This window comes from Lacrimispora brassicae (genome assembly GCF_054772055.1).
The window spans coordinates 211,536-224,495 of record NZ_BRYH01000049.1; the positions used below are offsets into that span (position 1 = coordinate 211,536).

Genomic DNA, 12,960 nt, shown 5'->3' on the forward strand with positions numbered 1-12,960 from the left:
TAGCCTTTAACCATTTATCATGCAGATTATTCCCATAAGCAATCCCTCTAACGGTTACAAAAGAAAACTTAACCCAGCCCCAATCAACCCACTTTTCCGGGAATCCCAACCGCCCTGATACCCAAAAAGTATAGAAATTATTCCCCCAACTCCTTAAAAAAATTCTAAAAGTGCTAATTTTCCTCTCAATTTTATCGACAATATACAATGGCACATGTTGTACCTTATTCAATTGAGATAAATAGATGTAGTATTTTAGTCTCTTTTTATAAATAAATATGACCAAATTATTAACGAATGACAAAATAATGTCGAATATTGCGATTTGTTTCGCTTTTCAAACAGTTAGAAACGGCTTATAGTGATTACAAGAAAAGCAGAAAAAGGAGGGTTTTCTATATGACAGACGCTGAGAGGCTAAGGATTATAGAGATGGAGAATGAGAGGCTTATGGAAGAGAATGAGAAACTCCATAAAGTAATTAAAAGGTTAAATCAGACGCTTAACAGATTAATTGGTCGTTACATAAGCGCTGACGGTGTTGCCTGACCAGGGATGGCCGGGGAGTGCGGGGGCACTCCCGGGAGTATCCCTGTCAGGGATCAATCCCGGTTTCGGAACTTTCCTTGCAGCCGGGATCAAGCCCTTTGGTTTTGCGCATCAGTTCCCAGATTGTCTGGTGCATCCATTCAATAGTTTTATTCAGCTTTTCATTTTCTATTTCTAATTCGGTAATGCGATCCCCCATGCGGGCGATAATCTCCCGGTTGTTATTGACCTTGTGTGGCGCCAATAGGCGCCGGACATAGGGAGAAGATGCTGCAATAATGTGGGCGGAAAGCAATTCGTCCCTTGCTTCACAGGAGAGATCCATAAAATCCTGATAGCTGATGGATAAGGTTACCATATCCTCTCTGCATTTGGGGCAAACTGCGTTTCGCTGAAGCTGATAATATCCATAGTAACCGCATTTAGGACAATAATACACGGACAGTTCTCTCATCAGTCTCCTCCTTTTTTTAGATTAAAGACAACCTACTTCTATAATATATAACGTAAAATATTTCAAATTATAACGCAAAAAGGTACAAAATATATAAAAAAATTGTAAGTTTATATAAGCTATACAAAAACCTCCGGATAATTGGTGCAAAATGCATAAAAGAGATCCCCACGCTACTAACGTGGAGACCTCTTTCTTTTTGAACGGATGATTCTTTTGTAATTTGTTGCTATTGTTTTACTGGATAATGCCGTTTACATCGACAATCCATACTTTATCATTGGAATCCTTATAATCTTTATATCCTGCTCCCAGTTCTGGCTTTGTGGCTGACTTGGAAGAGGAAGTTGCTTTCTGGAGGGAACCGCTGGCATTTACAAGGTACTGCTTACCTTCAAAGGAAATAGGAGCAACCTTTAAATCGGCGTCAGCTTCTTTTCTTAAGCCATATTCATACAGGACGTTGTCACGGACACCGTGAACACCCTGTCCTTTGTTGGAACCTTCTGACTGGAAGAACCATACCTGGTTTTCATCCAGATCCTCATCGTAAATTGTCTGCTTTCCAGTAGCCATAGCGCCGTCTGTTCCGAAGTAGAAGTTGGCAATTCCGCCGTCTTCCAGGTTAACGACTTTCAGTCCGGTCTGCATTTCTCCATTAGTATTGAACGCATATTTTTTGGAATCAATGGTAAATAATTCAAGACCCTTTGTTGCGCAGTAAGGAGCGCCGTTCTTGAAATAGAAGGTATAGATTTCGCCTTCTTCGCTGAGTCCGGCAATTCCTTCGATTTCCTTCCAACCCTCAACCCGTGCACCACTTTCCGGATCATAGTACTGGTATCCGGCTGCTGTCTGAGTATCAGAGGCTGCTTCAGAAGCGGTTGCAGTGTCTGGAAGCTTATACCATTCGGTCTGCATGATTCCGTTTACAAAGGTATAATAGTTACCATCAATTTTTTTGTCGACCTGGTTCTCTACCATACGGCCGGTCTTATCAAAATAGTACCAGGAATGGGTTTCATCAAGGTCTTCAGAATCATTCTCAAGCTGAATCCAGCCTGTTTTCATGACGCCGTCACTTACTTCTCCCAAATAATAAGTACTTCCTTCAATCTCGACTTTACCGGTCATCATTTCACCCTGGTCATTGAAGTAGTACAGATTATCATTGATTTTCTGCCATTTGGAAATAACTTCTTTACCGTTTTTTCCATAGTAGTGCCATAAAGACTCAGGCGCATCAGCGGAATCCCAAAATTCTTCGTTGGCAATGGAAATCCATTTGTCAGAAATCCTTTTCCCACTCTCATCTACATAATATTCATCGATCTGTGCATTAGTGGCGACTTCGCCGTCCTCGTTTAAGTAGTACCAGTCTTCGCCGCGTTTTTTCCAAGCATCGGTTACGTAGCTGTCATTATCATCATAAAATTTCCAGCCTCCGTTTTCTTCAACCCAGCCGACTACCTTTGCGTAGACGGTTGCTGCTGTACTGATTAAGCCCAGTTCTGGAGCTGCTACGGTTAATACACCGATAGCGGATAATGCAGCCATCAATTTTAAATGCTTTTTCATAAATATGTTCTCTCCTTTTTTGCAATAAGTTTTATCATGGCCGAAAATCCATAGTTGCATTACTCTGCGATTATAACGTACCTTGAAGGTACTTTGATAGTGTGGTTTGCTGGCAGATATGGAAGGAGATAACATAATAAGAAAAAAGAAGAGAAAAGCCAGGGGTTCCCCCAAAAACCCAGAGAGAATCTTCCGTAACAAGGGATTTCTGAGGAAAAATGGAAGCTTTTAGAAAGTAAGAAAACTTTAATAGGAAAATGAGGGGGAGGTGTGGTATAATCTTCACGAAAGCAATGAGCAGTGCGAATTAGGACACGGAAAAATTTTTGTCGTGCTCGCACGTAAGAAAATTTTTGTGTGTCCTAATTCATAGGGCGAATGCCCGTGAGCTTGCAAAGCCGCAGGATTTGCAAGCTGCACTGCGGACTATAATAAACATTCCTCAAAAACTTTACAGGTATATGGCTATGCCCAAAGCATGTGCAAGCAAAAGAAACTCCCTACAGGTATACGACTACGCCCAAACCATATGCCTGCAAGAGAAACTCCCTACAGGTATACGACTACGCCCAAACCATACGCCTGCAAGAGAAACTCCCTACAGGTATACGACTACGACCAAACCATACGCATACAAAAGAAACTCCATACAGTTATACCACCATGCCCAAAGCATGCACATACAAGAGGAACGACCATACAGTTATACAACTATGCCCAGTAAAACATGGCAGGAAAGAGGGAAGGAGAAACGATCCATGAGAATGAAAGTATCCAATTATATCTCCCAGAAACTGGTGGATTCCGGGATTACACAGGTGTTTACCGTTACAGGCGGAGGAGCCATGCATTTAAACGATGCCCTGGGGCATCAGGAGGGAATGCACTGCTTATATAACCATCATGAGCAGGCCTGCGCCATTGCAGCGGAAGCCTATGCCAGAATAAAGGACCGCATTGCCGCTGTCTGTGTAACTACGGGCCCCGGCGGGACCAATGCCATCACAGGAGTGCTTGGAGGTTTTCTGGATTCCATTCCCATGTTGATTTTATCCGGTCAGGTGCGTTATGACACAACGGCCAGATGGTCAGGTGTCGGAATCAGAGCCATGGGAGACCAGGAATTTGATATAACAAAGGCCATTGACTGTATGACAAAATACAGCGAGATGGTGACCGACCCCATGAGAATCCGCTACTCTCTGGAAAAAGCCATTTACCTGGCCTTATCCGGCCGTCCCGGCCCCTCCTGGCTGGACATTCCCTTAAATGTCCAGGGAGCCTATATTGAGACAGAGGATTTAACCGGTTTTTCACCAGAGAACTATGAGCAGGGCGGAGACGGCTGGACCAATAATAATGAAGCAAAAATAAAAGAAGATGAGGCCGGCTACGGAGAAAAACGCCAGATACTTCCGGAAAAAGTATCAGCGGATATTGCCAGGGCCATTTTGGAAAAAATAAAATCCTCCTCCCGTCCGGTAATCAATGCAGGCAACGGGATCCGCATCGGACAGGCCCATGAGGTGTTCCGGAGGGTGGTGGACAAGCTGGGGATTCCCGTGGTCACCGGCTGGAACAGCCAGGACTGTATTGAGGATGAGCATCCTCTTTACACAGGACGAGGCGGCGGAATGGGAGACCGTGCAGGGAATTTTGCCATTCAAAACAGCGACCTGGTCCTTTCCCTTGGAAGCCGCTTAAGCATCCGGCAGGTGGGATACAATTATACCACATGGGCCAGGGAGGCCTATGTGATCGTCAATGATATCGACCCTGAAGAGTTAAAGAAGCCTTCCATTCATGCGGACATGGCGGTTCACGCCAATGTAAAGGATCTTCTGACGGCTCTAGAGGAGCTTCTGGATTCAGAATATAAAGCATCTCCTGAACACCCCCTGTTTGACCAGGGAAAGGGTCTTGATGCCATGACCTGGAATGAAACATGCCGGATGTGGAAGGAAACCTACCCGGTGGTGCTTCCAAAGCATTACAGCAGTAGAGAGAATGAAGAAGTCAATGTTTATGCCCTCATAAATGAGCTAAGCCAGCGTCTTCCTGAAAACCGGATCACCGTGGTGGGAAACGGCTCCGCCTGTGTTGTGGGAGGACATGCCTATATTATTAAGAAAGGGCAGCGATTCCTGTCCAATTCAGCCGTTGCTTCCATGGGCTATGATCTTCCGGCAGCCATCGGAGCCTGTATAGCAGCGTCGGGAGAGGATATCATCCTGGTAACAGGTGACGGCAGCATCCAGATGAACTTACAGGAGCTGCAGACCATCATCCATCACCGTATGCCTGTGAAGATTTTCCTGATCAATAACGGCGGATACCATTCCATTCGCCAGACCCAGAAGAATTTCTTTGGAGAGCCTTTGGTGGGAATCGGGGAGGATAGCCGGGATTTAAGCTTCCCGGATATGGAAAAGCTTTCGGCCGCTTACGGGTATCCTTATGTCTGTGTCCATCATAACAGCCAGCTTGAAGATACCATTGAGACGGCACTGAAAACAGAGGGACCTGTGGTCTGCGAGGTTTTTGTAACCAGAGACCAGAATTTTGAGCCAAAATCCTCTGCAAAGCGCCTGCCTGACGGAACCCTTATTTCACCGCCCTTAGAGGACTTATCTCCATTCCTTTCTGATGAGGAGATGGACCGGAATATGATCATCCCCCGGATCAGCGAATAACACACCCCGCAGTATGCCTCGGGGCATGTGACCCTTGCAGCACTCACCGGATGTAGGAATGGAAGTATTCCTGCGCCTGGCTCATTGCCTGCAGAAATAAAAACCAACAAGGAGAGGAAATACGTTGAACGTTGTTGTAACAGGGGCCACCAGCTTTCTTGGGAGAGCGTTGGTTGACCGGCTTTTAAAGGAGAAAAATCAGGTATTTGCGGTGGTCCGGCCCGGTTCCGGGAATATGGGAAGCCTTGGAGCGGAGCGGCAGGGCCTTGTCCGGATCCAGCGGAATTTAGAAGAGCTTCACGAGCTTTCCCAGGTGATCCATGAACCATGTCAGGCATTTTACCATTTTGGCTGGGATGGCTCAGGGAGTGAGAACCGGATGAAACGAGAGGTGCAGCAGAAGAACGTGGAGGATTCCTTAAAGGCTTTGGAAGGAGCCAGACACCTTGGCTGCAAGCGCTTTCTTTTCAGTGGTTCCCAGGCGGAATACGGAATCCATAAAGAAGCCATGACAGAGGAGACAGAGTGCAGACCTGTTTCCGAATATGGCAGGGCCAAGCTGGAATTTTTAGAAAGGGCAAGGTCCCTGACGGAGAACTGGAGAAAAACAGGCGTTTCAGAAATGGAATACATTCATTCCAGGATATTCAGCGTGTACGGGCCCGGAGACCATCCCTGGTCCCTGGTGGAAAGCTGCCTTAAGGCATTTGGCACAGGAGAGTATATTTCCCTGGGAGAGTGCACGCAAATGTGGAATTTCTTATTTCTTGACGATTGCATCCGGGCGCTGATACTTTTGATGGAACAGGAGAGAGAATCAGTTTCCGGAATTTATAATGTGGCGGGTCCGGAAAGAGAAAACCGTCCATTAAGGGAATACATCCGGACCATGTATGAGGTTTCGGGCTTTCACGGAAGCTATAGCTTCGGGAGAAGGGCGCCCAATGCAGAGGGACCGGCAAATCTTCTTCCTGACATAAAAAAGCTGGAAAATACAATCGGATGGCAGCCCCTTGTGAGTTTTAAAGAGGGGATCAGGAAGACTTATAAGGCTGAAGGTTGAAAGAAAAGCGTCTTTCAGCCTTGAGTTTATGAACCGTGTGCCCCCCTTCATGGGGCATCAACTGGATATGCAGCCATATCCTCTTGATTCATTAGGATACAAAAATATTGACATGGAGGAATTTTTGTGGTATGAGAGATAAGATTTGTATTGTGTGCGGCAGGCTTCTTGGGGAGAAACCATTGATGACTCTTGAAGATATGCCTGCTTCGGCGCAGGATATTCCGGTGGGAGAAGAACTGAAGGAGGAGCATGGGGTTTCCCTTTCTCTCCATCAGTGTGAGACCTGCGGCCTGGTGCAGTTTGACTGTGAACCAGTGGCATACTACAAGGACGTGATCCGGTCCGGCGGATTTACCACCACCATGGTGAACTTAAGAAGAAGTCAGTACCGGCATTTTATTGAAGCATATCATCTGGAAGGGAAGAAACTGATCGAGGCCGGATGCGGTCAGGGAGAGTTTCTTTCTGTGCTGTCAGAGTTTCCGGTAAAGGCCTATGGCATGGAAAACAGGGAATGCCTGGTTCAGCTTGCCAGGGAAAAGGGCCTTACGGTCTGGAAGCAGTTTGCGGAGGAGGGAGAAGTCCTTGCACCGGATGACGGCAGCGCAAGCGGCCCCTATGACGGGTTTTTGTCCTTTAATTTTCTTGAGCACCAGCCGGATCCGGTGGGAATGCTCCGGTGTATTGCGGACAACTTATCAGAGGAAGGTGTGGGCTTAATTACGGTCCCAAGCCTGGAATATATCCTGCAGTATGATGGGTATTACGAACTGATCCGGGACCATTTGGCCTATTATACCTTTGAGACTCTGGGCTATGTGGTGGAAAAGGCCGGGTTTGAGGTGTTGGAGGAAGAAATGGTGAACCGGGATACCCTTTCTGTCATTGTAAGGAAAAGGAAGCAGACGGGTGGTCAGCAGGAAACCGGCGGTCAGCCGTCAGTTGTGGACATATCCGGACTTAAAGAAAGCCTGGATACCATTGGCAGGGAGATGGAGGAGCTGGCAGAGGAACTTAAGAGCCGGGGAAAAAGCTTAGGCCTATGGGGAGCCAGCCATCAGGGATTTACCCTGGCGTCTACCACGGCCATGGGCCGGTTTGCAAGATATATCATAGATTCCGCTCCCTTTAAGCAGGGAAAATACGCCCCTGCCTCTCATCTTCCCATTGTACCCCCGGATCATTATCATAATGACCCGGTAGATGCCATTTTGATCGTGGCTCCGGGCTATACAGATGAGATCGCAGGAATCATACAGGAAAAATTTGGCCAGAATGTGGAGATTCTGGCGTTAAAATCCAATCATTTGGAAAGGATATAAGTAAAACATATGAAAGCTTTTGTTTTGATCGAACCTGGTAAGGTCGGCTGGTATGATGCACCCGAACCGACTGTAACTCCTTATGGGGCAATTCTTCGCCCAATGGCGGTGACTCCCTGTTCCTCCGATGTCCATACGGTATATGGCGGAGGATCCCGGAAGGCGCCCAATCTGATCCTGGGGCATGAATGCGTGGCAGAGGTCCTGGAAACAGGAGAACTGGTCTGCGATTTTGCGGCCGGGGATGTGGTAGTGGTTCCTGCCATCACTCCGGACTGGAGAGCCTTAGGTATCCAGGAAGGGAATTTTAAACACGCATCCGCTCCATTTTCCGGCCATCAGCTTGGAAGGTCGGCACCTGGAGTGTTTGCAGAGAAATTTCTAATCCCGGATGCGGATACCACTTTGGCTAAAATCCCTGAGGGAATCACCTTAGAACAGGCCCTTATGTGCGTGGATGTGGTTACCACGGGCTTTACCGGGGCGGAATCTGCGGATATTAAAATCGGAGATACCGTAGTGGTCCTGGGGATCGGCCCTATTGGGCTGATGGCGGTGGAAGGAGCACGCCTTCTGGGCGCCGCAAGGATCCTGGCAGTTGGCAGCAGGCCCATTTGTGTAACGCTTGCCAAGGAATTTGGAGCCACAGAGGTCTTAAGCTATAAGGATGGCAATGTGACGGATCAGGTCATGGAACGGACAGCCGGCTTAGGGGCTGACAGTGTCATCATCTGCGGAGGCGGGGATGAGGTCTTTGCCCAGGCGGTAGATATGGCCAGGTATGGGATCGGAACCATTTCCAATGTGAATTATTATGGCGGGACCGGAAACCTGCCCTTTCCCAAGTTTTCCGGAGGACGGGGCATGGCAGGAAAGACCATCCACACAGAGCTTGCAAAGGGCGGCAGAGTGCGAATGGAACGCCTCTTAAAAATGGTCCAGTATGGAAGGATCAATCCGGAAAAGCTGGTAACTCACCGCCTTTATGGCCTGGATCAGGTAGAGACAGCTTTACAGCTTATGAAAGAAAAACCGGAAGATTTAATTAAAGTGATGGTTCGGATAGATTGGAAGTGAACATATGAAAACAATTAGCATCGTCATCCCCTGTTATAATGAAGAAGAGAACGTAAATGACATGTACCAGGCGATTGACCATATATTTAAAAGTGATTTGCCAGATTACAGCTATGAACTGATTTTTATTGATAATGATTCCAAGGACCGCACCAGGGAGATCCTCCGGGGTATGTGTTCTCAGGATAAGAAGGTAAAAGGGATTTTTAACGCCAAGAATTTCGGACAGTTCAATTCCCCTTATTATGGCATGCTCCAGTCAACAGGAGACTGTACCATTCTTATGGCTGCGGATTTTCAGGACCCGGTGGAAATGATCCCCAGGTATGTGAAGGAATGGGAAAAGGGCTATAAAATCGTCATTGGGATCAAGAAGTCCAGCAAAGAGAATAAGCTTATGTACTGGCTGAGAACCTGCTATTATAAGACCATTAAGAGGCTTTCCGATGTGGAGCAGATCGAGCATTTTACCGGTTTTGGTTTATATGATGAACAATTTATAAGGGTTCTTAAAGACTTAGACGATCCGACCCCCTTCCTTCGGGGAATTGTGGCGGAGCTTGGTTTCAGGCGCAGGGAGATCCCATACGAACAGCCTAAAAGGCGTGCAGGGAAGACCAGCAACAATTTTTACCGCCTCTATGATGCTGCCATGTTAAGCGTTACTTCTTATACTAAGGTAGGACTTCGTCTTGCCACCATATTTGGAAGCATCTGTTCTTTTGCCAGCATGATGGTAGCCCTTGTTTATCTGGTGATGAAGCTGGTGTATTGGGACCGTTTTCCGGCCGGCATGGCTCCTCTTTTGATCGGCATGTGCTTTCTTGGCTCCGTACAGATCTTTTTTATAGGCCTTGTGGGAGAATACGTTCTGTCCATCAATGCCCGCGTCATGAAGCGCCCTCTTGTGATTGAGGAAGAGAGAATCAATTTTGCGGAAAAAACAGAAAACAGATCAGAAGAAGGGATACTTTTAATGACGGCATCCATGGAGGATTGGGATCAGCGATGAAATATAAGATAGATGTAGCAAGAATCCGTGAAAACTCAATCGTATTAAACGGCTGGGTCATTGGAAAGAGCCTCCAGTCGGAAGCAGAGTTCCAGGTTTTGGACGGACAGGAAAAAAACGTGGAATTCAAGTATGTCCCGGTCCGCAGAGATGATGTTTGCCAGATATACTTTAAGAAAGCTTTTGACAGGGATTTAGGGTTTGATATCCGGATCCCCTATGTCCGGGAGAAAAATGAGGACCGGATCCTGGTGATCCGGTGCGACGGAAAAACAGCCAGAGTGAAACTAAATGCCCAGATCATCGAAAAACAGAACAGCTCTGCCCATAAAAAAAGTGCAAAGTTAAAAAGCATGATGAATGTGCAGACCTTTCAGTCCGCCGTGGATTTCTGGAAGGAAAACGGTTTTAAGGCTTTTGTATTAAAATCCAGACATAAGCTTCAGGGAATTGACAGCGATTATGATTATCCGGAATGGTATGCTCTTACGAAAACCACGGATGAGGAGCTGGAAGCCCAGAGAAAGGCAGCTTTTGAATATATGCCTAAAATGTCCGTGGTAATCCCTGCTTATAAAACTCCGGAGCGCTATTTGTCGGCCATGCTGGATTCCCTGCTGGCCCAGACCTATGGGAACTGGGAAGTGTGCATCGCAGACGGAAGCCCAAAGGGAGAGGGCGTGGAACGGGTATTAAAACGCTATGCCATAAAGGATGAACGGATCCGTTATGTGATTCTGGGAGAGAATAAGGGGATCGCAGGAAATACCAATGCTGCCATTGAAATGGCCAAGGGAGATTTTATCGTCCTGGCAGACCATGATGACACTCTTGCGCCTGATGCGTTGTTCGAGTGTGTTAAAGCAATTGATTCTGATCCGGAAATAGATGTGGTTTATACTGACGAGGACAAGCTTGACATTGACGGAGGAGAATTATTTGAACCTCATTTTAAGCCGGACTTTAACCCGGATCTTTTAACAAGCGTTAATTATATCTGCCATTTGTTTGTGGTGAACCATGAACTGCTTCTGGAGGTGGGAGGCTTTCGGGAGGAATACGACGGAGCCCAGGATTATGATTTCATTTTCCGCTGTACGGAAAAAGCCAGAAGGATATACCATATTCCCAAGGCTCTGTATCATTGGCGCTGCCATCAGAATTCCACTTCAAGCAATCCTGAGAGCAAATTATATGCCTTTGAGGCAGGAGCAATGGCCATTAAGGCCCATTATGAACGGGTAGGCACCCCGGCCCTGTCCGTGGAAAAGGGCATTGATTACGGAATCTATCATACCACCTTTGAAATCACAGGAGAGCCTTTGGTTTCCGTCATCATTCCCAACAAGGATCACAGTGCTGACTTAGATTTATGTGTGCGCACCATCATAGAGAAGTCTACCTATCAAAACCTGGAATTCATTGTTGTGGAGAACAACAGCATTGATCCAGAAACCTTTGCCTATTATGACAGGATCCAGAAAGAGTTTGATTTCATCCACGTGGTTAAGTGGGAACGGGAATTCAATTACTCCGCCATCAACAACTTCGGCGTTGCCCATGCAAAGGGCGAATATCTCCTATTTTTAAATAATGATACGGAAATGATCAGTCCGGAAAGCCTCCATGAGATGTTAGGCTTCTGCCAGAGAGATGATGTGGGCATTGTGGGGGCCAGGCTTCTTTATGCCGATGACACCATTCAGCATGCTGGTGTGGTGGTCGGCTTCGGCGGCATTGCCGGGCATACCTTTATCGGGCTTCACAAGGCGGAAAGCAGCTACTTTAACCAGGCCATGTGCGCCCGGGATTACAGCGCTGTAACGGCTGCCTGTATGATGAGCAAAAAGTCTCTGTTTGAGAAGGCAGGAGGTTTTTCCGAAGACCTTGCCGTTGCCTTTAACGATATTGATTACTGCATGAAGATACGATCCTTAAATAAACTGGTGGTTTACGCTCCCTATGCCCTGTTCTATCATTACGAGTCAAAATCAAGAGGGCTTGAGGATACGCCGGAGAAAGTGGCCCGTTTTAATCAGGAGATTAAAAAGTTTTCCCAGAAGTGGCCGGATATCTTAAGGGAAGGGGATCCTTATTACAACCCTAACTTAACCCTGCGTAAATCCAATTTTGCTCTGCGGGACCTTCGAAAGGAAAAAATCGGGGAACCTTATCAACTTGAGGTGTGAGATGGAGAAAAAAGTAACGGTTATTATTCCAAATTATAACGGATTGAAATTTATGGAACCTTGTTTTAAGGCCCTGGAAGCTCAGAGTGATAAGAACTTTGAGCTTCTTGTGGTGGATAACGGTTCCACAGATGGAAGTGTGGAATGGTTAAAGGAGAAAAACCTCCCTTCTGTTTTCCTGGGGGAAAACACAGGATTTTCCGGGGCAGTGAATGTGGGGATACGCCAGGCCAAAACGCCTTATGTCATTTTGTTAAACAATGACACGGAGCCGGAACCTGATTATGTAAAGGAACTGGTAAGGGCCATGGACCGGTCGCCTAAGATATTCTCCGTCAGCAGCAAAATGATCCAGCTTTACCATAAGGATCTTATGGATGATGCAGGAGATATGTACAGCATTTTAGGCTGGGCCTATCAAAGGGGTGTGGGACAGAGCAGCAAGGGCTATAAAAAGGCCCGCAGCGTGTTTGCGGCCTGTGCAGGCGCCGCTATTTACAGGCGGGAAGTGTTTGAAGAAATCGGCGGCTTTGACGAGGCCCATTTTGCCTATCTGGAAGACATTGATGTGGGGTACAGGGCAAAGATCTATGGATATGAAAACCTGTACTGCCCGACAGCCGTTGTTTATCACGTAGGCAGCGGAACCAGCGGATCCAAGTATAACTCTTTTAAGGTCCGGCTGGCGGCCAGGAACAATGTTTATTTAAATTATAAGAACATGCCGGCTTTACAGCTTTTGGTGAACTTACTTCCTATTTTAGCCGGAATCTTTGTGAAATACCTGTTTTTCCGGAAGATCGGTTTTGCCTCCGACTATGTGGAAGGGTTGAAAGAGGGGGTAAGGACGGCGAAGAATACCAGGAAGGTAGGGTTTCGGATGGCCCATCTTGGCAGCTATTTTCGGATCGAAGGGGAACTGATCTTTGGCACGTTCCTCTATATATGGGAATTTTTACGAAGAAAGTTAAAAATTTTCAGTTCATTTTAAGAATAATTTAATGGCATCATATTGACATA

The 12,960-nt window shown here is 46.7% G+C and carries 10 protein-coding genes; 8 read left to right on the forward strand and 2 right to left on the reverse strand.

The window, feature by feature from the left end:
• Nucleotides 1-399 precede the first annotated feature (399 nt).
• Nucleotides 400-549 (forward strand): hypothetical protein, encoded by a 150-nt coding sequence (locus ACYVD3_RS23325; RefSeq protein ID WP_166435271.1) that lies wholly within the window; start codon nt 400-402, stop codon nt 547-549.
• A gap of 46 nt (nt 550-595) precedes the next feature.
• Here the strand turns inward: ACYVD3_RS23325 and ACYVD3_RS23330 are convergent, their stop codons facing one another.
• Together ACYVD3_RS23330 and ACYVD3_RS23335 are read right to left on the reverse strand one after the other, a co-directional pair.
• Nucleotides 596-1,003 (reverse strand): hypothetical protein, encoded by a 408-nt coding sequence (locus ACYVD3_RS23330; RefSeq protein WP_460644897.1) that lies wholly within the window; start codon nt 1,001-1,003, stop codon nt 596-598.
• 237 nt (nt 1,004-1,240) lie between these two features.
• Nucleotides 1,241-2,581, reverse strand: coding sequence for an N-acetylmuramoyl-L-alanine amidase family protein (locus ACYVD3_RS23335; RefSeq protein WP_460644898.1), 1,341 nt, complete (start codon nt 2,579-2,581; stop codon nt 1,241-1,243).
• Between the two features lie 758 nt (nt 2,582-3,339).
• On the opposite strand from ACYVD3_RS23335, the gene ACYVD3_RS23340 reads away from it, so the two are divergent.
• From ACYVD3_RS23340 to ACYVD3_RS23370, 7 genes are all read left to right on the forward strand, one after another.
• The gene (locus ACYVD3_RS23340) at nt 3,340-5,274 is read left to right on the forward strand and encodes a thiamine pyrophosphate-binding protein (RefSeq protein ID WP_460644899.1); all 1,935 of its coding nucleotides are present in this window, start codon (nt 3,340-3,342) and stop codon (nt 5,272-5,274) included.
• Nucleotides 5,275-5,398: 124 nt separating this feature from the next.
• On the forward strand, nt 5,399-6,337 hold the full coding sequence (locus ACYVD3_RS23345; RefSeq protein WP_460644900.1) for an NAD-dependent epimerase/dehydratase family protein: 939 nt from the start codon (nt 5,399-5,401) through the stop codon (nt 6,335-6,337).
• A 131-nt stretch (nt 6,338-6,468) separates the two neighbouring features.
• Nucleotides 6,469-7,662 (forward strand): class I SAM-dependent methyltransferase, encoded by a 1,194-nt coding sequence (locus ACYVD3_RS23350; RefSeq protein ID WP_460644901.1) that lies wholly within the window; start codon nt 6,469-6,471, stop codon nt 7,660-7,662.
• A 9-nt stretch (nt 7,663-7,671) separates the two neighbouring features.
• Entirely contained in the window at nt 7,672-8,739 is a 1,068-nt protein-coding gene (locus ACYVD3_RS23355; RefSeq protein WP_460644902.1) for a zinc-binding dehydrogenase, read from the forward strand.
• A 4-nt stretch (nt 8,740-8,743) separates the two neighbouring features.
• A complete protein-coding gene (locus ACYVD3_RS23360; protein ID WP_460644903.1) occupies nt 8,744-9,751 on the forward strand; it encodes a glycosyltransferase family 2 protein in 1,008 nt (335 codons plus the stop codon).
• Entirely contained in the window at nt 9,748-11,940 is a 2,193-nt protein-coding gene (locus tag ACYVD3_RS23365) for a glycosyltransferase family 2 protein (RefSeq protein ID WP_460644904.1), read from the forward strand. Before ACYVD3_RS23360 ends, ACYVD3_RS23365 begins: the two co-directional genes overlap by 4 nt.
• Before the next feature lies 1 nt (nt 11,941).
• Nucleotides 11,942-12,931: a glycosyltransferase family 2 protein gene (locus ACYVD3_RS23370; protein ID WP_460644905.1), complete on the forward strand. Its 990-nt coding sequence runs from the start codon at nt 11,942-11,944 to the stop codon at nt 12,929-12,931.
• The last annotated feature ends 29 nt before the right edge of the window (nt 12,932-12,960 follow it).

What these genes read in the sequence shown, in the direction of transcription:
- ACYVD3_RS23325 (WP_166435271.1), top strand. Translation starts at nt 400, where the DNA reads ATGACAGACGCTGAGAGGCTAAGGATTATAGAGATGGAGAATGAGAGG.
- ACYVD3_RS23330 (WP_460644897.1), bottom strand. Translation starts at nt 1,003, where the DNA reads ATGAGAGAACTGTCCGTGTATTATTGTCCTAAATGCGGTTACTATGGA.
- ACYVD3_RS23335 (WP_460644898.1), bottom strand. Translation starts at nt 2,581, where the DNA reads ATGAAAAAGCATTTAAAATTGATGGCTGCATTATCCGCTATCGGTGTA.
- ACYVD3_RS23340 (WP_460644899.1), top strand. Translation starts at nt 3,340, where the DNA reads ATGAGAATGAAAGTATCCAATTATATCTCCCAGAAACTGGTGGATTCC.
- ACYVD3_RS23350 (WP_460644901.1), top strand. Translation starts at nt 6,469, where the DNA reads ATGAGAGATAAGATTTGTATTGTGTGCGGCAGGCTTCTTGGGGAGAAA.
- ACYVD3_RS23355 (WP_460644902.1), top strand. Translation starts at nt 7,672, where the DNA reads ATGAAAGCTTTTGTTTTGATCGAACCTGGTAAGGTCGGCTGGTATGAT.
- ACYVD3_RS23360 (WP_460644903.1), top strand. Translation starts at nt 8,744, where the DNA reads ATGAAAACAATTAGCATCGTCATCCCCTGTTATAATGAAGAAGAGAAC.
- ACYVD3_RS23365 (WP_460644904.1), top strand. Translation starts at nt 9,748, where the DNA reads ATGAAATATAAGATAGATGTAGCAAGAATCCGTGAAAACTCAATCGTA.
- ACYVD3_RS23370 (WP_460644905.1), top strand. Translation starts at nt 11,942, where the DNA reads ATGGAGAAAAAAGTAACGGTTATTATTCCAAATTATAACGGATTGAAA.